The sequence below is a fragment of the Pantoea sp. ME81 genome (assembly GCF_903970985.1).
Classification (GTDB): domain Bacteria; phylum Pseudomonadota; class Gammaproteobacteria; order Enterobacterales; family Enterobacteriaceae; genus Pantoea; species Pantoea communis.
The window spans coordinates 1-19838 of record NZ_CAJCKS010000034.1; the positions used below are offsets into that span (position 1 = coordinate 1).

The window sequence follows — 19838 nt, forward strand, 5'->3', positions numbered from 1 at the left end:
GCATCGGGCCATTCTGGAACTTACCTAACCGATTTGGTGAGGGAGTAAACGGTGCTTTCCCGCATTCGCCAGACACCGGACCGGGCCTGACCCCCGCCGGTGAGCAGTTGATCCTTGCTGCCAATCGCCATCGCATGATGATTGATGTGTCGCATATGAATGAGAAGGCGTTCTGGGATACCGCACGGCTCTCAACGGCACCGCTGGTGGCCAGCCACTCTAACGCTCACGTGCGTTGCGCGCAGCCGCGCAATCTTACCGACCAGCAACTGCGTGCCATTCGCGACAGCGGCGGAGTGGTAGGGATTAATTTTGGTAACGCTTTCTTACGGCCGGATGGCAAGCGCGATAGTGATACGCCATTGATCGAAATTGTTAAACATCTGGATCATTTAGTTGAAATAATGGGGCCAGAAAACGTAGCATTTGGTTCGGATTTCGACGGCATCAGCGTGCCCGATGCGTTGAAGGATGTTTCAGGGCTACCGCATCTCTATGCGCTGCTGACGTCACTCGGCTATGATCAAGTCATGATTGAGCAGTTTGCCTGGGGGAACTGGCTGCGCGTCCTGCAACAGATTTGGCAGGATTAGCACAATTCCCTTACCGAATCAGGGTTGATCTGCCCGCTACATTGGCGCAACATCAGCCCGCGTCGTGCATTGCTGCCAGAAAATTCGTTTACTGGTGCAAGCATTTCCAGCAGAGCCTGCTCTGCGTTATTTGTTTTGAGGAAGAAAGTTATGTGGAAAAAACCTGAATTTGTTGACCTACGTCTGGGCCTGGAAGTGACTCTGTACATCTCCAACCGCTAAGACTTTCTGCCCGCCATTCGTGCGGGCATTTTATTTTTCATTCTGGTTATCTCTCATGTTTATTAAAGTGCTCGGTTCAGCGGCAGGCGGCGGCTTTCCGCAGTGGAACTGTAACTGCGCCAATTGCAGCGGCCTGCGCAACGGTACGATTCAGGCTCAGGCGCGGACGCAATCCTCGATCATTGTCAGTGACAACGGCGAAGATTGGGTGCTGTGTAACGCATCGCCAGATATCAGCCAGCAGATCGCCCACACACCCGAGCTGAATAAAAAAGGGGTGCTGCGCGGCACGGCGATTGGCAGCATCATTCTTACCGACAGTCAGATCGATCACACTACCGGCTTGCTCAGTCTGCGCGAAGGCTGCCCGCATCAGGTGTGGTGTACGCCCGAGGTGCATGCCGATCTCACCAGCGGTTTCCCGATTTTCACCATGTTGCAGCACTGGAATGGCGGGCTGCAGCATCATGGTCTTACGCCACTCGAACCGTTCCGCGTCGATGTCTGCCGTAACCTGCAGTTCACCGCCATCCCGATTCTCAGCAACGCGCCGCCATACTCACCGTATCGCGACCGCCCGTTACCGGGCCACAACGTCGCGCTGTTTATTGAAAATACCGCCAATGGCCAGACACTGCTGTATGCGCCAGGTCTGGGCGAGCCCGATGCGGTGATCATGCCGTGGCTGGAGAAAGCCGATTGCCTGTTAATTGACGGCACCGTCTGGCAAGACGATGAGTTGCTCGCCACTGGCGTCGGTAAAAACACCGGCAAAGCGATGGGGCATCTGGCCCTCGCGGAAGAGCATGGCCTGATGGCGCTGCTGGCTGCATTGCCGGCAAAACGCAAAATCTTAATTCACATTAATAACACCAATCCGATCCTCAACGAGCAGTCGCCACAGCGTCAGTATCTGACGCAGCAGGGCATTGAAGTGAGCTGGGACGGGATGGCGATTCATCTGCAGGAGAGCGCATCGTGATCATCACCGAAGCCTTATCGCCACAAGAATTCGAGCAGGCGCTGCGTGCCAAAGGCGCGTTTTACCATATTCATCATCCGTACCATATCGCGATGCATAATGGTGAAGCGACGCGTGAACAGATTCAGGGCTGGGTCGCGAACCGCTTCTATTACCAGACCAATATTCCCCTTAAAGACGCGGCGATTATGGCGAACTGTCCGGATCCCGCAACCCGCCGTAAGTGGGTGCAGCGCATCCTCGATCATGACGGCAGCAACGGTCAGGAAGGCGGTATTGAAGCCTGGCTGCAACTCGGTGAAGCGGTGGGATTGGATCGTGAAGTCCTGCTGTCCGAAAAACTGGTGCTGCCGGGCGTGCGTTTTGCTGTGGATGCCTACGTTAACTTCGCCCGTCGCGCCAACTGGCAGGAAGCGGCCTGTAGCTCATTAACTGAACTGTTTGCACCGCAAATCCACCAGTCCCGCCTCGACAGCTGGCCGCAGCACTATCCGTGGATCAAAGAAGAGGGTTACTTCTATTTCCGCAGCCGCCTGAGCCAGGCAAACCGCGATGTGGAGCACGGGTTGGCGCTGGCGCTGGAAGTGTTCACCACTGCTGAGCAGCAGAACCGCATGCTGGAAATTCTGCAGTTCAAACTCGATATTCTCTGGACGCTGCTGGATGCCATGACCATGGCGTATTCTTTGCAACGCCCGCCTTATCACACGGTCACCGATCAGGTGTCCTGGCACAGCACAAGACTGGTGTAACATGATAAAAGATAATCTGATTCCGGCCTTCCGTCGTGGCTATCGCATGCAGTGGGAAGCGGCGCAGGATAGCCATGTGGTGCTGTATCCCGAAGGCATGGCCAAGCTGAATGAAACCGCGACGGCGATCCTTGAACTGGTCACCGGCAAACAGGATGTGGCCGCCATCATCGCCATTCTCAACAGCCGTTTCCCGGAAGCGGGCGGCGTGGATGATGACGTGAAGGAATTCCTGCAATCCGCCGTAGAACAGAAATGGATCCAGTGTCGTGAACCTGAATAAAACCGCCACGCCGCCGCTGTGGCTGCTGGCTGAGCTGACTTATCGCTGCCCGCTGCAGTGCCCATACTGCTCGAATCCGCTCGACTTCTCGCAACAGGAGAAAGAGCTGACGACTGAGCAGTGGATCGAGGTGTTCCGTCAGGCGCGCGCCATGGGCAGTGTGCAGATGGGCTTCTCGGGCGGCGAACCGCTGACGCGGAAAGATCTGCCCGAGTTGATCAAGGCGGCACGCGATCTCGGTTTCTACACCAACCTGATTACTTCCGGTATCGGTCTGACGGCGAAAAAACTCGACGCCTTCGCCGATGCGGGTCTGGATCATATTCAGATTAGCTTCCAGGCGAGTGATGAAACCCTCAATGCCGCGCTGGCCGGTTCGAAAAAAGCCTTCCAGCAGAAGCTGGAAATGGCGAAAGCGGTAAAAGCACACGGCTATCCAATGGTGCTGAACTTCGTGCTGCATCGCCATAATATCGACCAGATCGATAAAATCATCGACCTGTGCATTGAGCTGGAAGCGGACGACGTGGAACTGGCGACCTGCCAATTCTATGGTTGGGCGCATCTTAACCGCCAGGGCTTATTGCCGACGAGGGAACAGATTGCCCATGCCGAATCGGTGGTGGCGGAGTACCGTGAGCGAATGAGCGAAACCGGCAACCTCACGAATCTGCTGTTCGTCACGCCGGATTATTACGAAGAGCGACCAAAGCCTTGTATGGGCGGTTGGGGTTCAATTTTCCTCAGTGTGACACCGGAAGGTACGGCGTTACCTTGCCACAGCGCACGCCAGTTACCGGTTGAGTTCCCATCAGTGCTTGAGCACAGTCTGGAAGACATCTGGTACAACTCGTTTGGTTTTAACCGTTATCGCGGCTATGACTGGATGCCGGAGCCGTGCCGCTCCTGTGATGAGAAAGAGAAAGACTTCGGTGGTTGCCGTTGCCAGGCCTACATGCTGACCGGCAATGCGGATAACACCGATCCGGTATGCAGTAAGTCACCTCATCACGGCAAGATCCTGGAAGCGCGCCGCGAAGCTACCTGTAGCGACATCAAAATCGCCCAGCTTCAGTTCCGCAATCGCTCCAACTCTGAACTGATCTTCAAGCAGCGAGTCACCTGATGACCTCTCGCCAGCTGGTGTTAGCCAATGGCCTGCGTTGCCACCTGCATCATCAGGCTGATGCGCGTGATGCCGCCACGTTGATTCGCGTGCGTGCGGGCAGTCTGGATGAACCCGACCGCTGGCCGGGTCTGGCGCATTTGCTGGAGCATCTGTTGTTTTGCGGCAGCGAGCGTTTTAAAGACGTTGAGCGCCTGATGCCGTGGGTGCAACAGCGCGGCGGGCAGGTCAACGCCACCACGCAACTTAGCCACAGCGCCTTTTTTTTCCAGCTTCCCGCGGCGAAGCTGTCTGAGGGTGTGCAGCGGTTGAGCGATATGATCGCCGCACCATTGTTGAGTCAGCAGGCTATAGAGCAGGAAGTGGCGGTGATTGATGCGGAATGTCAACTTCTGCAACAGCATGCCGACACGCTTTGTGAAACGGCGCTGGTGGATAGGTTGGGCGGGGCATTTCAACGTTTTCGCGTCGGCAATCAGCAGGCTTTTGGTGACAATGTCACTTCATTGCAGGTTGCGTTGCGCGACTTCCATCAGCGCTTTTATCACGCGAATGCCATGGAGTTGTGGTTGCAGGGCCCGCAATCGTTAGATGAGTTGGCGGAACTGGCGCTGCATTTTTCTTCGATCAGCTCGGCAAAAATCTTACCTTCAAATCTCACTCTCACCCAGTCTCCAGGCGACGTGATGTTGCAGCTGGCAGGTGATGAAAGCTTCTGGCTGACTTTAATGTTATCCGGTGATGAACGTGCCTTACGTGACAATGTCACCTTGCTCAGTGTGTTCTGGCAAGATGAGGCGCCAGGCAGCCTGCTGAGCGCGCTCAGAGAAGCTGAATTATGCGATACGCTGCAGGGACAATGGCTGTGGCAGGATGCGCAGCACGGTTGGCTAGCACTGCGCTTCAGCGGGCCTAAAATCAGTGCGGAGCAGGCTCATCACATTGAACACTGCTTCTGGCAGCATTTAGACGCCATCAAACTCTGCTCTTCGGAGCAACAGCAGCATTATGCGCAGCTGGCGCGGCACGATTTTGCCTGCTTATCGCCACTGGAGCAGTTGCGTGGCCGGGCGCTGGGCTTTGCGCCTGCCGATTATGTGCCGCAGGGGTTCATTGATTTTATAGCCGCACTGGCGCAGGCGCCTTGCTCACGTTTGCTCACACAGCAGCAACTGGATTCGCCAGAATTCGTCCAGACGCAGGGTTTCACGTTCTTGCGCAAAAAAGGGCTGCCGCAAAGTCCGAGCACATTCTCAACGCCTGCACTCTTTTTCTATCCCACTACGCAACCGGCCGTATTGCCACTGTTATCACCGATAGCAATGCCGCTGCCGCGTTTTGCGCCCCGGCAACAGGTTGAAACTTTGCTGTTGCGACCCGCTTTTTATCACACGATGAGTGATGCCGAAGCGCAGGCACGGCAAACCCGGCTGCGTCCAGTGCTGGCGGCGTTGCGGCATGCTGGAGGAAGTGGCAGTTGGCAGCAGAAGCAGGGGGTCTGGCAGTTGGTGCTGAATCTGCCTGTCTGTGAGTCACACGCTTTGTTGTCCGTGCATCATGCACTTAAGGCACTGAACCTGACGCCCCAGCCAAAACCGCAGCCGCATGTCCAAACGATTGTGATTCGGCAGCTTCTTGCCGCCTTGCCCGCTCAATTGATTGCCCCGGCCAGTGACACTCGATGGCTGGCAGCATGGTGCGGTAAGCACACGTCATTGCATCAGCGAGTATCGCATCTGCTCAGCGACTTCACGCCTGATTTAGTAAGTGGTGCACAGCCGCCGCGCTTGCAGCGGGGCATTAAGCCGGTCCCTTGTACCGGAGGCGATCAGGCGCTGCTGCTGTTTATTCCGCTGCCGCTAGCTGATGACAGGCAAATGGCCGCATTGCGCGCGCTGTCGTTGTTGCTGGAACCGCGCTTTTTCCAGCGATTACGGGTCGATCAGCAAATTGGCTATGTGGTGTCGGCACGCTACCAGCGCGTGGCGGATGTCGATGGGCTAATGCTGGCACTTCAGTCGCCACAGATTCCATGGCAAACGCTGCTTGGACACTGCAAACGTTTTTTACGCGAAATCGTGGCAGAGCTAGATGCCATCACGCCGCAAACCTTAGCGGCCTGGCAAGCCACACTGCGCGAACAGTGTGATGCCAGCGATAACGCGGAAGTCGCACTGCAGGGGTTACGACAACAGCAGGGATTGCCGACCCTCACGCGCGATGCGGTTGCATCCCTGACACTGCCCCTTATCCAGCAGCTTCATACCCGATTAATGCGCGAACGCCGCCGCTGGCGAATACTCGTTAATCAGAGTTGAAAAGCGATGTGCTTACCGTTAGGCAAAGTCACATCAATACTTATCTCTCCGCCCAATGCAGCCACGTAACGCCTAATAGTCCAAAGTTACTTCCAAAATTTCTTAGCGAGGAAAATCAATATTCCATACAGTATAAATGTACTTATTGCTAACGTAGCCCAGGTTTTTTCAGGCCATCTGTCATATGTGAATGATGTAATGATCACCAAAAATATAATAGGTATGACAGTGAATACTTGCATCCAAAGGAAATCTTTTAGTAAGCTTTTTAAATTTCTCATAAGATTACATATTTCCTGACATGGTGAGCAAATGTTTTAAATTTTTAATTATTGTATTTTCGTCGAAAAATGAATCCTTGATGACATGGCCAAGAACCGGCTCCACTATAAAGTACATCATTTCTAATTTTTTAGTGTAAAGAACATGATAAAATAATGGGTTTAACATTTTCAATCTTCCAGCTGATTCTGCAGCATCCTGAACAACACCATAAAGCCCTGTCGCCATTACAGGTATAGCCGTCCATTTTCCGACATGAAATCCAGAAATATTTAATCCACGAGTTACAGCTAATGCAATGTATAGGGAAATCCCACTGCTTAAGCCAAAGTTGGATGCTATTCGACTACCATACCCGCTTAACTCTTTAATTATTTTATCTCTACCATGAGAGTTAAGGTTTTTTATTTCATGTTCCACATATATTTGTATTATATCTACTGCAATGCTCTGCCTTTTGTAAATTTCCCGTAGGCCGAGTAAAAATCTAACATCTTCGTCCTTCAATTTAGAACACACGTCGAGATAGTTATCAGTTAAACATGACGTATACCAGCTGAGCCGGGTCACACCAGAGCCAATCTGGCTCATTTGTTTTGCAAGATTTTCACTTACACCTTTGACGGCGTTCTCTAAGCGCAGAGCTAGAGACCTGTCTGACTCGATTTGAGAAATGATGTAGTCGTTGTGCAAGTTGATTTCCTTATCAATAATTCCATTACAGATTGTGGGTATATAAACGAGAACATAGCAAAATACGGTGCAGGCCGCTATTTTTAATTGAACACTCGCCAATCAAATACTGCGGTGTTGTGCGCGCGATCCCACAGTTTTTTCTGCTATGGCAGATGTCATAGTTAACAGGCTATGAATACTATCAGTCTAAAAAACTTTCACCACACTAAACCATTACCCACTGATATTTTTGAATATATTTGAAGGTCACGGGCAAATCTCTTCACTATTCCTCAGCCCGGGATTCCGAGACACTCAATAGATTCTCCCGATCTAAAAGGAACGCTGAGTGAAAAACGTTACCCGTTTAATCCTGCCAATGTTGGCAGCCGCTGCTTTGTATGCACCTGTTTCTCAGGCTGCGGCGATGCATTATGACCTCGACCCCGCGCATACCTCGGTTATTGTGACCTGGACGCACTTCGGTTTCTCCCATCCAACGGCCGACATCCCCAACAGCAAAGGTTCGCTGGTGTTTGATAAGGATCATCCAGAGCAGTCGCGCGTCGATGTTACGTTGCCGATCTCTCAGATTGATACGCATGTGCCCGCGCTGACCAAAGAGTTCCTCGGTACGGAATATTTCAATACGGCTAAATATCCTTCAGCTGTGTTCCACAGCACCAAAGTGGTGGCGAAGGGTGACAATAAGTTTGATGTGGAAGGCAATCTGACGTTGAAAGGCATCACTAAGCCGGTCACGCTGCACGCGACGTTGAATCAACAGGGCATGCACCCGATGGTGAAGAAGCAGGCGATTGGTTTTGATGCTACAGGCGTGATCAAACGTTCGGACTTCAAACTGGATAAATATGTGCCAGCGGTAAGCGATGATGTGACGCTAACCCTGTCTACCGAAGCGTACGCGAAGTAATTCACACTGCATATTAACGTCGCAAAATCACGCATCCTGTCCACCAAACAGCATCAGGATGCGTGATAACTCAAGCCGCTACAGCTAAAGTCTTTTTACCCTGTAACCTTAACCCCAATACTTCTTCTTACTGGTTTTACCCACGCCAGGGTTGCAGCTATTGGTTGGATCCAACTGCTTCCAGTGATCCACATGCTCGCACGATGCCTGATACAGATGCCCCACATTATGCTCAGCCGGATACTTAGCACCACGTTCAGCCAGATAGACTTTCACCGCCTCCTTAAACGTCTTCGCATCGACCCCTTCCTTCAACACATAATCCTGATGATTCACATAACAGAAAAAGTGTCCGCAGCAGGAATCAACCTGCACCTGTGCTGCTAAGTGATCGGGTAAGGTTAAACGCCAGTCCTCATCATTACGGCGTAGCGCCACGTCGAAGGCCACCAGCCTTTCATTCGGGTTATAACCCAGCGCATCACAATAAGAGATGGTGCAACCGCCCACGCCAAAGCGCACCAGGAAGGCATCTGCGCCTTCCCGGGGATCACAATGGAAAAAGCCGCCGCTGTGCCCGGCAAAGAACTGCTGCAATAACGTCTGCAATTCAGGGGTCTGCTGGGCATCGACTTTGATCATCAGATGATGTTGATATTCATCGCGATAAGCCATGATGCGCGGGGCAATAAAGCTCGGCGTGAGCTGGTTAAAGCATTGCAGCGCCCGATCAACAAAATTACGCGGCAGGAAAGGCAGATGGCTGACACGCACGTCCCACTTCGCTTTATTGCTCATCATTTTAGGAATAGCCTGCGGGCCGAGTTTGCGGATCGCCAGATACATATGCTTGGCGTACCGCACGGTTAAGTCGAAGGCGTTGCGATGAATGTATTCTGCCTGCAGCGGCAGTTCGCTCATCTCGGTGAGGAGAAAACGACGCAGTGCCACCAACTCGCGTTCATCGTTTGTGCCAATGTAGAAGGTATCGCTACCCGCGCTGGCCTCAAAGGTGGGCAAGCGCACCGCAAACACCACCACTTTACCCGCGCTGCCAGAACTGTCGTGCAGATAGCGCAGGTCACCATTAAAACGCGCAGGGGAGTCAGCGTTGACATCGCGCAGGCGATCGGCGTAATCATCGGCCCAGATTTTGCCGTCCCAGTCTGCCTGGTCGCCGGTCTGATACTGTTGCTCAGTCAGACTCTTCAGCATTGCTTCCGGCGTTTCACCCAAATCGATACCCAGATGATTGACCATTTCTAAGCGCCCATCATCATGTATACGGGCAAACAGTGATTTTTCAGTAAAGGCGGGGCCCCGGCGAATCAGCGAACCGCCCGAGTTGTTGCAGATACCGCCCACGACAGAAGCGCCAATGCAGCTGGAACCAATCACCGAGTGCGGTTCGCGTCCCAGCGGTTGCAGCGTGTGCTCTAGTTCGGTCAGGGTGGTGCCGGGGAAGGCGATGACCTGACGCGCCTGATCGATCACCTGCACGCCCTTGAGCTGGCGGGTACTGATGATCACCACTTCGCGGTCATAATCATTGCCATCCGGCGTTGAGCCGCCGGTCACACCGGTATTCGAGGCTTGCATCAGGATAATGGCGTCCTGTGCCACGCATACCTGTAGACTTTGCCAAAGTTGTAGCAAGTTTTGCGGCAATATCACTGCCAGTGCCTCACCGCGACCGACACGAAATCCTTTGGTGTACCAGGCTTTATCATCAGCATGGGTCAATACCTGTTTGTCGCCCACTATGCCAGCGAGCTGACGCAACATCTCCTGCGAGTTGGTCATGTTTTCTCTTCTTCGTCATTTATTTGCTGCGATATTGGACAGCCAGATAAACGTGACGTCAATCATTCATCGACACTGATCAACAAATAACGCACTGAATCATTATCCCTTTATCTTTCGTGGGGAAAAGTCGGCGTACCGATAAAAATGCGCGGGCAATCACAATTCAGATCGAAAGAAACTCAGGCGAAAACGTGATGGCAGGCTAAATGCGTTTCACACCATGAAATAAATATAACCGGATGATTTTATTGGCTTTGTTAAATAATGGGTAAGAATTGCAATGTGATAAATATCACAAAAAACAGTGGCTATTAATCCTTGTCAATGCCAGAGGGAATGAAATACATGGCAAAAATGTGATCTCTGTTGCAAATAGAAAAGTCGTTCACCGGAAGAATGAATGTCAGACGCGCAGCATACGGAGTGATGACAATGAGAATTGGCATAGTGATAAGCGGTGGCGATGTTACCGGAATAAATAACTTTGTGTTTCAGATATCACGTATGACGCAGGCAGATATGGTGTTATTTAATGGCGGCATTCCCGGTTTATTAGAAAATCGCCATCAGGAAATGTCACAGCGCGATCTGGTGGACTATGCCATCACTTCCATTCCCGTGATGCAATCAGGACGAACCACGCGAAAATTAATTCGCCCTGAATATGAGATGATCGCCAAACAACTCAAATCGCTGCGCATTGATGTATTAATTATGGCCGGGGGTGATGGCTCATTACAGTTTTTACATACATTAAGTGAATTCGGCGTGAATTGCTTTGGTGTAGGCATGACCATTGATAATGATGTTTTTGGCAGTGACTACACCATTGGTTTCTCTACCGCTTGTGAGCAAGTCTTAAAAGAAGTCTCGAAGTTAAGAAATACCGGCCGTGCATTAACCGGTCGCGTATTCATGGTGGAGTTGCTCGGCGGTTATTGTGGTGAATTGACGCTGCAGTCAGCGATCAAATCCAATGCTGATTTTGCGCTGATTCCGGAGTGCCAAATCCCAACACAAGAGTTGGCAGAGCGCATCACGCAACGACTTGCTGCACAAAACAGTGTGGTAATCCTTTGCTCTGAAGGCTACACCCGCGAATACTCGCCGGGCTTTCAGGGCGCGATTGATACCTTAATTAAACAGATTGAGCCGCTAATAGGGGTACGAATTCGTAAAACTATTATTGGTTACGGCTTGCGTAGTGGTGACCCGACCTGTGAAGAGATTTATCAAGGCACCATTATGGCCAGTGAAGTTGCGCGCTGTATTCAGTCGGGGATGCGCAACAAAGCGGTGATTATTAATGGCAGTAATCGACCGATACCGATTGATCTTATAAGCATGAAAAAACGCCTGGTTGATACCGAAGGGCATCATTACAAACTCGCTAAACAACTGCATATTCTGTGAGGAAAACGCCATGCTGAAAATATTATGTGTCTGTGGATGTGGTCTGGGCTCCAGTTTCGCTATCGAAATGAGTGCCAAATCCGTATTAAAGAAACTCGAAATTGAAGCGGATATTGATCACACCACGATTTCAGAAGCCAATGCTTTTAAATCCGACATGATTCTAACCCAAAAAGCCTTTGCGGATGTCCTGAATGCCGATGCCAGCCCCGAGCAAATCAAACGGGTGATTATTCTCAATAAGCTGACCGACAAGACAGAAATTGAAGAAAAAATCGTGGCGTTTATGAAAGAACGTAATCTGAAGGTTGCTAACCATGAATAGTGTGATCAACTTCCTGGTAAAAGACTTATTAGGGCAGGCATCGATTCTGATCGCCTTTATTGCCCTGATTGGTCTGCTACTGCAGAAAAAATCCGCAGGTAAGGTGGTGGAAGGCACCTTTAAAACGCTGCTGGGTTTCTTAATTATGATGGCGGGTATCAACATTATTGTCGGTACGCTGACCTTCCTGAATACCATCTTCACCCACGGTTTTGGCATGAAGGGCTATATCACCGATGTGGCCGCCATTGCCGGATTAGCCAGCCGCGAGTTGGGATCAGAAGTGGCGCTGACATTGTTGGTGATCTTTATCGTCAACATCATCATCGCGCGTCTGACGCCGTTCAAATACATCTTCCTCACCGGCCAGGCGCTGCTGTGGATGGCAACCATCGGCGCGGTGATTGGCTACAAAGCCGGGCTGACAGGTTTACCGCTGATCCTGACGGGCGGCATCTTCGGCGGCATTATGGCGGTCGTGATGCCAGCGCTGGCTCAGCCGGTGGTGCGCCGAATCACGGATTCCGATGATGTGGCACTCGGACACTTCTGCACCATTGGCTACTTGTTGACAGCGGCAGTGGCGAAGGTGGTCGGTAAAGGCTCGCGCTCAACGGAAGATCTCAAGCTGCCAGACAACTTCAAGTTCCTGCAGGACACCTATCTGTCGATGGCAGTGGTGATGGTACCGATATACCTGATCCCGGCAGTGGCAGCAGGCCCAGAATTTATCGGTCAGTACAGCAATGGCATGAACTACCTGATGTATGCCTTCATGCAATCGATTCAGTTTGTTGCGGGTGTATTCGTATTGTACAGCGGTGTGCGTTTACTGCTGAACGAACTGGTGCCAGCCTTCCGTGGTATCGCTATGCGCCTGGTGCCGGATGCCAAACCGGCACTCGATTGCCCGGTAATGTTCCCTTACGCACCGAATGCCGTGATTGTCGGCTTCCTGGCAACAACGCTGGGTTCCGTGGTCGGTATGCTGGTGTTCCCTATGTTCGGTCTGGCGATGATTCTGCCTGGCCTGCTCACCAACTTCTTTGCCGGTGGCACCGCTGGCGTGTTTGGTAACGCGCTGGGTGGACGCCGCGGAGCGATGATTGGCGGCTTTGTACACGGTCTGTTTATCACCTTCCTGCCGGCCATTCTGGTACCGATGCTCGAAAGCTACGGCTTCACCGGTGTGACCTTCAGTGACTCTGACGTCATCAGTACCGGACTGGTATTGGGTCATGCGTTCCAGGGCAACTGGTTGTTCGTCGCACTCTTTATTGTCTTTATCACTCTGATCGCCTGGTTTGTTAACGGAAAATCCCCTAAATCCCACGAGGAAAAGCTTCATGAAACTTTATAACTTTACCGATCTGTTACAGGTGGCTAAACAACGTGAATTTAAAGCGCTTGGTTCCTTTAATTTGCACTGCCTGGAAATGTTGCCGGCCTTTTTTAAAGCAGCAGAAAAAACCAATAGTCCATTAATGATTCAGATCTCAACCGGCACGGCGAAATATCTCGGACACAAATTATTAGTCGATGCGATTCGCTCATTATCTGAAAGCCGTAATGTACCGACGTGCCTGCATTTGGATCACTGTTCAGATCTCGATGCGATTCAAACGGCACTGGACGCCGGATTCAGCTCCATTATGTACGACGGTTCGCATTTATCGATTGAAGAGAATATTGCCAACACGCGTCGCGTGATTGATATGGCGCGCCCATTGCAGGTATCGGTTGAAGCCGAACTGGGTGCTATCGGTGGTTCAGAAGACGGTAAAGAAGTCGAAATGAACGATGCGTCCTTTACCACCGTAGATGATGCTAAGCGTTTCGTGGATGAAACAGGCGTTGATATGCTGGCCATCTCCATCGGTACTGTACATGGACTGTATACCGGTAAAGCGCATATTCAGCATCAGCGTCTGGCCGATATTACTGAAGCGACTAAAACCCCGTTGGTGTTGCACGGCGGTACGGGCGTGAGTGATGAAGACATGCGCCTGGCCGTGCGCAGCGGTATCGAAAAAGTGAACGTCGGCACGGAAATGAATGTGCAGTGGGTGGCAAACTGCAAGCAGACGTTTGAAAAAGGTAAAGTGAATGACAGCGTACGCAACTTCCTGGTGCCCGCAAATGATGCCGTTACCAATGTGCTGGTAGAAAAGATTTCACTGTTCCGTTAAGTACGACTCACTCATGACGTAATAAACCTGAGGTGCCCTGGCGCCATTCGGGGCAGGAGACGCTATGTTTGGATTCTTGAAAAAGGGCTCAGAAAATAAGAGCCAGGATTCACAAAAAATAGATCTTCAGGCAGAAACCATCAGTGGAAAAATTAGCGAGCTGGAACAACAGCTCGCTGTTAATCCGCAGGCAGTTGATACGCAGAAACAATTAATGCTGGAATATAATCGTGCATTAAATATCTTTGCGAAAAGCCGCCGTTTTCGTCAGGAAATTGATCCGCTGTTCGTTAAAATTGATGAACTGCGTAATACCATCCGCAAATCAATTTAAGGAGGCAGTATGAGTATTAAGCGACTGCTGCAAGAAGCGAATGCGATTCAGGTGGGGATCAGCGCCACGGACTGGCGCGAAGTGATCGCGCTGGCCGCACAACCGTTGGTAAGCGGTGGATATGTGAAGGATTCGTATCCGGAGGCGGTGATAGCCAATACCCTGACGCACGGCGCTTATTATGTGTTTGAGGAAGGGATAGCCATTCCGCATGCGCGTCCGGAAACGGGCGTGCTGAGAGATTGCTTCAGCATGATTGTGCTGGATGAGCCGATCTCTTTTGAGGGTAGTGACAAAGCCGATATCGTGATCATGTTCGGTGCGCGCGACAGCAATGCGCACATCGAAGAGGGCATTCGCGCGATCGTCTCGTTACTGGAAGATGAAGAGACGCTGGTGCGGTTACGTCAGGCCAGCAGTGTGGCGGAGGTGATAGAAATCCTATGACTTCTCACACTGCAGAAAAGGTGGTGGTGCTGGTCAACGGCATTCCCGCGTCGGGGAAAAGCACCCTGACACGCGCCATGGCGGAGCAGTTTGGTTTTCCAGTGCTGACGCTGGACAGCCTGAAAGAACCGTTTATGGCCAGTTTCGCGCCGGTGGACCGACTGCGTAACCGGCAGTTGGGGTGCGCGGCCTATCAGGCGATCTGGAAAGTGGTCGGACAGGCTCCCAACTGCTGCGTTTACCTGATTGACGCCTGGTTTGGTTTCCAGCCCAAAGAAGTGCTGCAGGAAGGATTGCAGCAGGCGGGCATTACCCGGGTACTGGAGCTGTGGCTTTCCATCACACCGGACGAAGCGGTCGTGCGCTATCAGTCACGATTGACCGATCGCATGCCAGGCCATCCAGGTGTCGAGTACCTGCCGGAACTGCGAAAGCTGGCGGAAACGGCGCAGCCGATGGCGCTCGGACCGGTGCTGCAACTTGATGCGGCCGACCCGGATGAAGCGGCCGCGTGTGCCTGGTTGCAGCGTCAGCTGCGGCTGCCGGTGAGTGCTCAGCCCGCTTTGTCTGCATCAGGTTGAAAGAAGTCCGCCAGTAAGGCGCTGAACTGTTGATCGTGTTGGCGATCGTCAGCCAGCTGGCGGCAGATTTCCCCTAAAGCCCGATAGAGTTGATCGGTGGCCAGTTCGCCCTGATTGAGCGTGGCAATCTCATCCATCTCCGCCGCCCAGCGCCAGGCTTTTGGCAGCATATCCGGGGCGGCTTTTTCCATTCGTTTCAGCAGGGCCTGCTGGCTCTCCTGCATCTCTTCGCGCAATGCCTCGGCGGCTCCCACGCGGCTGGCATTAATCAGCATCGCCGACGTCAGCAGGGTAATGCCTTTGTTGATACCGGCGTACGCCATCTTCAATGCTGAGGCGGCGCCGTTTTCAGCGTTCATCACCCGTATCCGCAATCCATAATCACTTAACTTCGCCAGTTTCCCGGCATGGGGCCCTGCAAACCAGAAGCGTGGTCCGGTGGGATTTTGCTCGCCCGGCGGCAAGCCAATAATCGCTGCATCAGCAAAGGGTGTGCCGGTGCTTTCGATCACCTGAGCCACCTGCTTTAGCGTCTCCGGACTGATGGCGTTGCAATCTACATACAGCGGCTTATGTGCGGCAGCTTGCAGAAGCGGGGCCATCTGCTGCGCCCAACTGAGTGCCGATTCGGGCGGCAGGATCGACAGGATAATATCGGCCTCACACAGTGCCTCTGCGCTGCAGTTGGCAATATTGGCTTGTTGTGCACGCTGTTGAGATTGGGCGGAGCGTTGGCTTAGCGGGGTAATCACCCGCGCCCCGTGCTGGGCAAGCACAGCCCCGATGGCCGCGCCCATAGCGCCGGGTGCGGCGATAGCAATAGTCGTCATCACGATAACTCCTTCAGGCATTAACTTCTCAGTATGGAACGTGCTAAAAGGATCGTGTGCAGGGAAGTGCAAGCAAATACAACCGTTAACCCGGCGAAAAGACGCGCGTGCTGAGAAAATCAATTAACGCGCGGACTTTGGGTGAAGGATGTTTACTGGCGGGCCACAGCAGATGAAACACATTGCGGTGACAGGCGTAATCGCTAAGGATTTCGACCAGTGTGCCTTGCGCGAGGGCTTCCCGCACTGAGAAATCAGGCAGCATAGCAATCCCTAAACCTCGCTTCGCAAAACAGACTCGCGTCTCGATGTTGTTGCACACCATGCTGCAAGGCAAAGCCAGCTCATGTTCATTTTCATAACCGCGTAGTACCCAGCGTTCCAGCTTGCCGGTGGTGTTGAAGCGATAATGCAGGCAGGCATGATGTTGCAAATCTTCCGGCATCTGCGGCGTGCCGTGACGCGCCAGGTAATCGGGTGACGCGACGGCAAGCGAGCAGGCATAACCCAACTTGCGCGCCGAAAGACGAGAATCCGTCGGCGGGCCGCCACGCATGACCGCGTCATAGCCTTCGGCAATCACATCCACCAGGCGATCGCTAAAATCGAGATCCAGCTGAATATCAGGATAGGCCGCCATAAAATCACCCAGCGCCGGCAAAATCAGTGAGCTAACGATTGGCAGGCTGAGTTTTAATCGCCCGGTCGGACGCTGTGCGGCCTGCGATAATTCGCTTTCGGCTGCTTCTATCTCGGCAAGAATACGCCTGCTACGCTCCAGAAACAGCGTGCCTTCAGCGGTGAGGGTGATGCTACGCGTGCTGCGGTGAAACAGCCTTACACCCAACCGGTCCTCCAGACGGGCGATACTCTTCCCGACCGCCGACGCCGTAACCCCCAGATGTCGTCCCGCCGCCACAAAACTGCGTGTTTCTGCCACCTGCACAAACACCATAAATCCGTTAAAACTATCCATCTCTGCTCACCATTGCGGACTTAATTGTCCGATATGACAAGAAATACACCCCACTTTTTCTGGAATCAAGGAATGACTACTGTCGTGGAACACATTATCCAGGAGAGTCGTTATGCCGGATTCAGATTCACACCAGAGAGAAAGTATCCGTTTGCCATTGATCCCTTTACTGACGCTCAGTCTGGCGGCGTTTGTCACCATCGTTACCGAAGCCTTGCCCGCCGGATTACTGATACCCATGGCTCAAGATTTACAGGTATCAGTGGCTGCTGCGGGCCAGAGTGTGTCGACTTTTGCGATAGGTTCCCTCCTGGCTGCCATACCGCTGATGGCCTTGTTGCAGGGCATACCACGACGTCGCCTGCTGCTCTTTGCGCTGGCAGGATTCACCGCCGCCAACGCGGCAACCGCGCTAGTGAGCCACTATTCATTGATGCTAGTGGCTCGGATTCTGGCCGGTATGGCAGCGGGTCTGCTGTGGGCGCTATTGGCGGGTTACGCCGCCGCCATGGTACCGCCTGAGCAGAAGGGCAAAGCCATCGCCATGGCGATGGCCGGCACGCCCCTGGCGCTGGCGTTTGGCGTGCCGCTGGGAACCCTGGTGGGCAACGTAATTGGCTGGCGCCTGAGTTTTGCCGCACTGAGTGGTTTATCGCTGCTGCTGATGCTGATATTGCGGCTGACTGCGCCACAGCAGCCAGCAGACCCGGCGCAGCAGCGTTTGCCTTTGCGCCAGGTGTTAATACTACCCGGTGTGGCCAGAGTGCTGATGCTGGTGCTCTGTGTGGTGCTGGCGCACAACATCCTCTACACCTTTATCGTGCCATTTTTACAACCTGCCGGGCTGGCCCCCTGCGCTGACGCGATATTGCTGATGTTTGGTATCAGTTCGCTGATCAGCATTGTTATCACAGGCTGGTGGGTGGACCGCTACTTACAGCCGATGTTGTTGATCAGCATTCTGTTGTTTATGGCTGCCGCGCTGCTGCTGCAACTGTTTTCCACCTCGGCAATGGCAATCGGGTTAGCGGCCATGTTGTGGGGATTGGCGTTTGGCGGAGCGGCCACACTGTTCCAAACCGCGATGGTGGAGCATGCCGGTAATGCGGTGGATGTTGCGCAATCGATGCTGGTCACGGTTTGGAATCTGGCGATTGCCGGCGGCGGAATCCTCGGGGGGGCGTTGTTGCATAGCGTCGGCGTCAGCGGTTTTGCCCCGGCACTTTTATTACTGCTGACGGTGGCACTGTGGACGATTTGGCAGGGAAGAAAACGGGCCGCAAGCGCTTATGGTCATCCCGGATCGTGATAATAACCGCATGATTTGATAAGGCATATTTCATACGCTCAACCAGGCTTGATGGATGTTCTGCATGATATTGCGCATCCATCAAGGAGACCTGTATGAAAATTGATTTGCACGGTAAAACCGCATTAGTCACTGCCTCAACGGGCGGCATTGGCTTCGCCATCGCTCAGGGATTGGCTGAGAGTGGGGCCGAAGTGGTGCTTAACGGGCGCAGTGAAGCCTCGGTAAGCCGCGCGCGTGAGAAGCTGAATGGATTGGTGGCGGGGGCCAAAATTCATACTTTTATCGCCGATCTGGGTAGCGCGCAGGGCGTGAAGCAGTTGCTTAACGGGTTACCGCCCATCGATATTCTGGTCAACAATGCGGGGATTTATGGTCCGCAGGACTTTTACGCCACCGATGATGAAACCTGGGAAGCGTACTGGCAGACCAATGTGATGTCGGGCGTACGTCTGTCTCGCGCTTTGTTGCCGGAGATGGTGAAACGCGGTTGGGGGCGTGTGGTGTTTATCTCTTCTGAATCGGCGCGCAATATCCCCGCGGATATGGTGCATTACGGTGTGACCAAAACCGCGCAACTCTCCCTGGCGCGTGGGCTGGCGAAAGTCGCGGCAGGGAGCGGCGTGACGGTAAACAGTGTGCTGCCTGGCCCTACGATCTCCGATGGCTTTGCCGCGATGATGGAAGACGAGGTAAAACGTACCGGAAAATCGTTAGAGGTGCTGGCAAAAGAGTTTGTGATGGCACAGCGGCCGAGCTCGGTGATTCAGCGCGCGGCAACGGTCGATGAAGTTGCCAATATGGTGGTATACGTCTGTTCACAACAGGCATCAGCAACCTCCGGCGCGGCGTTGCGCGTTGATGGCGGTGTGGTGGATGATATTGTTTAACCATTTGATGGTAAGCACAAAACCGTAGCGGCGTGATTTATCGCGCCTTCTGACAGCTATCAAACTGCCAGAAAGCATAAATCATTGCGCTGCTACGCTATCGACATGCAAAACACCAAGACAAAAGTTTACACAGCAACGCTTGGTGTTTCTGCTGCAAGTGAATAAAATGCCCGCACTTTACTCTGGGGCGATGGCATGACCAAATCAGCACAACGCGCAAAATGGATTCTGGCACTGCTTTGTCTGGTGCTGGCGTTTTGTCTTGCCCAGCGTAGCTTTAATTTGCCGAGTGCCCCTCAGGCGCAGATCAGCGCCTCGTCGTTCAGCGATCATGAAACGTTCGGTGGCGAAAAACTCTGCTCCATCAGCGGAAAATCACTGCACGCGGCTGCCCCGATTATCGACAGCGTCATGCCGTTTTTATTGATGGTCGTGGCTCTGTTTACCACGCTATGCACTTCTAATGCGGTTAGCGCCTATCGTCGCGAACCCCTCTTTCCGCCGATACAGCGGCGGCATCTGACCTTCTGTGTCTTCCGGGAATAACACCACGCTGTCCATCGCGTAA

Annotated in this window: 22 protein-coding genes and 1 pseudogene; 18 read left to right on the plus strand and 5 right to left on the minus strand. The window is 52.8% G+C overall.

What is annotated here, in order from left to right:
- From H7A81_RS08670 to pqqF, 7 genes are all read left to right on the plus strand, one after another.
- The coding region (locus tag H7A81_RS08670) for a dipeptidase (RefSeq protein WP_182057258.1) at positions 1–593 on the plus strand (593 nt) is incomplete at its 5' end.
- Between the two features lie 150 nt (positions 594–743).
- Positions 744–815 carry a pyrroloquinoline quinone precursor peptide PqqA gene (gene pqqA, locus H7A81_RS08675; RefSeq protein WP_010617686.1) on the plus strand — a complete coding sequence of 24 codons (72 nt, stop codon included), beginning with the start codon at positions 744–746 and terminating at the stop codon, positions 813–815.
- A 55-nt stretch (positions 816–870) separates the two neighbouring features.
- Positions 871–1797, plus strand: a complete 927-nt coding sequence (gene pqqB, locus H7A81_RS08680; RefSeq protein WP_182057259.1) for a pyrroloquinoline quinone biosynthesis protein PqqB — start codon at positions 871–873, stop codon at positions 1795–1797.
- Positions 1794–2549: a pyrroloquinoline-quinone synthase PqqC gene (gene pqqC, locus H7A81_RS08685; protein ID WP_038647148.1), complete on the plus strand. Its 756-nt coding sequence runs from the start codon at positions 1794–1796 to the stop codon at positions 2547–2549. The genes pqqB and pqqC overlap by 4 nt, the downstream gene beginning before the upstream one ends.
- Before the next feature lies 1 nt (position 2550).
- Positions 2551–2832 carry a pyrroloquinoline quinone biosynthesis peptide chaperone PqqD gene (gene pqqD, locus H7A81_RS08690; RefSeq protein ID WP_064511334.1) on the plus strand — a complete coding sequence of 94 codons (282 nt, stop codon included), beginning with the start codon at positions 2551–2553 and terminating at the stop codon, positions 2830–2832.
- Complete coding sequence (gene pqqE / locus H7A81_RS08695) at positions 2819–3958, plus strand: pyrroloquinoline quinone biosynthesis protein PqqE (RefSeq protein ID WP_160867239.1); 1140 nt, start codon at positions 2819–2821, stop codon at positions 3956–3958. The genes pqqD and pqqE overlap by 14 nt, the downstream gene beginning before the upstream one ends.
- On the plus strand, positions 3958–6276 hold the full coding sequence (pqqF, locus tag H7A81_RS08700) for a pyrroloquinoline quinone biosynthesis protein PqqF (RefSeq protein ID WP_182057260.1): 2319 nt from the start codon (positions 3958–3960) through the stop codon (positions 6274–6276). Before pqqE ends, pqqF begins: the two co-directional genes overlap by 1 nt.
- Here the strand turns inward: pqqF and H7A81_RS27640 are convergent.
- Both H7A81_RS27640 and H7A81_RS08705 read right to left on the minus strand, forming a co-directional pair.
- Positions 6267–6362 (minus strand): annotated as a pseudogene (locus tag H7A81_RS27640) (transcriptional regulator); the annotation flags it as partial. The gene pqqF and the pseudogene H7A81_RS27640 sit on opposite strands and share 10 nt — an antisense overlap.
- 199 nt (positions 6363–6561) lie before the next feature.
- Positions 6562–7251 carry a hypothetical protein gene (locus H7A81_RS08705; RefSeq protein WP_182057261.1) on the minus strand — a complete coding sequence of 230 codons (690 nt, stop codon included), beginning with the start codon at positions 7249–7251 and terminating at the stop codon, positions 6562–6564.
- Positions 7252–7612: 361 nt separating this feature from the next.
- Here H7A81_RS08705 and H7A81_RS08710 point away from each other — a divergent pair, with 361 nt between their 5' ends.
- Positions 7613–8167 (plus strand): YceI family protein, encoded by a 555-nt coding sequence (locus tag H7A81_RS08710; protein ID WP_255478928.1) that lies wholly within the window; start codon positions 7613–7615, stop codon positions 8165–8167.
- A gap of 108 nt (positions 8168–8275) precedes the next feature.
- Here H7A81_RS08710 and dld read toward each other — a convergent pair whose 3' ends face one another.
- Positions 8276–9970 carry a D-lactate dehydrogenase gene (dld, locus tag H7A81_RS08715; RefSeq protein ID WP_182057263.1) on the minus strand — a complete coding sequence of 565 codons (1695 nt, stop codon included), beginning with the start codon at positions 9968–9970 and terminating at the stop codon, positions 8276–8278.
- 435 nt (positions 9971–10405) lie between these two features.
- Between dld and H7A81_RS08720 the strand changes: the two genes are divergently transcribed.
- From H7A81_RS08720 to H7A81_RS08750, 7 genes are all read left to right on the plus strand, one after another.
- Positions 10406–11386: a 6-phosphofructokinase gene (locus tag H7A81_RS08720; protein ID WP_034827295.1), complete on the plus strand. Its 981-nt coding sequence runs from the start codon at positions 10406–10408 to the stop codon at positions 11384–11386.
- Positions 11387–11396: 10 nt separating this feature from the next.
- A complete protein-coding gene (locus H7A81_RS08725; protein WP_182057264.1) occupies positions 11397–11711 on the plus strand; it encodes a PTS sugar transporter subunit IIB in 315 nt (104 codons plus the stop codon).
- The gene (locus H7A81_RS08730) at positions 11704–13071 is read left to right on the plus strand and encodes a PTS sugar transporter subunit IIC (protein WP_182057265.1); all 1368 of its coding nucleotides are present in this window, start codon (positions 11704–11706) and stop codon (positions 13069–13071) included. Before H7A81_RS08725 ends, H7A81_RS08730 begins: the two co-directional genes overlap by 8 nt.
- Positions 13058–13900 carry a class II fructose-bisphosphate aldolase gene (locus H7A81_RS08735; protein WP_045814340.1) on the plus strand — a complete coding sequence of 281 codons (843 nt, stop codon included), beginning with the start codon at positions 13058–13060 and terminating at the stop codon, positions 13898–13900. The genes H7A81_RS08730 and H7A81_RS08735 overlap by 14 nt, the downstream gene beginning before the upstream one ends.
- Positions 13901–13964: 64 nt before the next feature.
- Positions 13965–14234: a hypothetical protein gene (locus H7A81_RS08740; RefSeq protein WP_182057266.1), complete on the plus strand. Its 270-nt coding sequence runs from the start codon at positions 13965–13967 to the stop codon at positions 14232–14234.
- Positions 14235–14243: 9 nt separating this feature from the next.
- Positions 14244–14681, plus strand: coding sequence for a PTS sugar transporter subunit IIA (locus H7A81_RS08745; protein ID WP_182057267.1), 438 nt, complete (start codon positions 14244–14246; stop codon positions 14679–14681).
- Positions 14678–15262: a glucokinase gene (locus H7A81_RS08750; protein ID WP_182057268.1), complete on the plus strand. Its 585-nt coding sequence runs from the start codon at positions 14678–14680 to the stop codon at positions 15260–15262. The genes H7A81_RS08745 and H7A81_RS08750 overlap by 4 nt, the downstream gene beginning before the upstream one ends.
- On the opposite strand, the gene H7A81_RS08755 is transcribed toward H7A81_RS08750, so the two are convergent.
- Positions 15235–16092: an NAD(P)-dependent oxidoreductase gene (locus H7A81_RS08755; RefSeq protein WP_182057283.1), complete on the minus strand. Its 858-nt coding sequence runs from the start codon at positions 16090–16092 to the stop codon at positions 15235–15237. The genes H7A81_RS08750 and H7A81_RS08755 overlap by 28 nt on opposite strands.
- A gap of 85 nt (positions 16093–16177) precedes the next feature.
- Positions 16178–17068 carry a LysR family transcriptional regulator gene (locus tag H7A81_RS08760; protein WP_182057269.1) on the minus strand — a complete coding sequence of 297 codons (891 nt, stop codon included), beginning with the start codon at positions 17066–17068 and terminating at the stop codon, positions 16178–16180.
- A 112-nt stretch (positions 17069–17180) separates the two neighbouring features.
- On the opposite strand from H7A81_RS08760, the gene H7A81_RS08765 reads away from it, so the two are divergent.
- The 3 genes from H7A81_RS08765 to H7A81_RS08775 all read left to right on the plus strand — a co-directional run bounded on the left by H7A81_RS08765 (position 17181) and on the right by H7A81_RS08775 (position 19816).
- Positions 17181–18377 carry an MFS transporter gene (locus H7A81_RS08765; protein WP_182057270.1) on the plus strand — a complete coding sequence of 399 codons (1197 nt, stop codon included), beginning with the start codon at positions 17181–17183 and terminating at the stop codon, positions 18375–18377.
- Positions 18378–18472: 95 nt separating this feature from the next.
- Positions 18473–19267, plus strand: coding sequence for an SDR family NAD(P)-dependent oxidoreductase (locus H7A81_RS08770; RefSeq protein ID WP_034827267.1), 795 nt, complete (start codon positions 18473–18475; stop codon positions 19265–19267).
- 198 nt (positions 19268–19465) lie between these two features.
- A complete protein-coding gene (locus H7A81_RS08775; protein WP_058959971.1) occupies positions 19466–19816 on the plus strand; it encodes a hypothetical protein in 351 nt (116 codons plus the stop codon).
- Positions 19817–19838 lie beyond the last annotated feature (22 nt).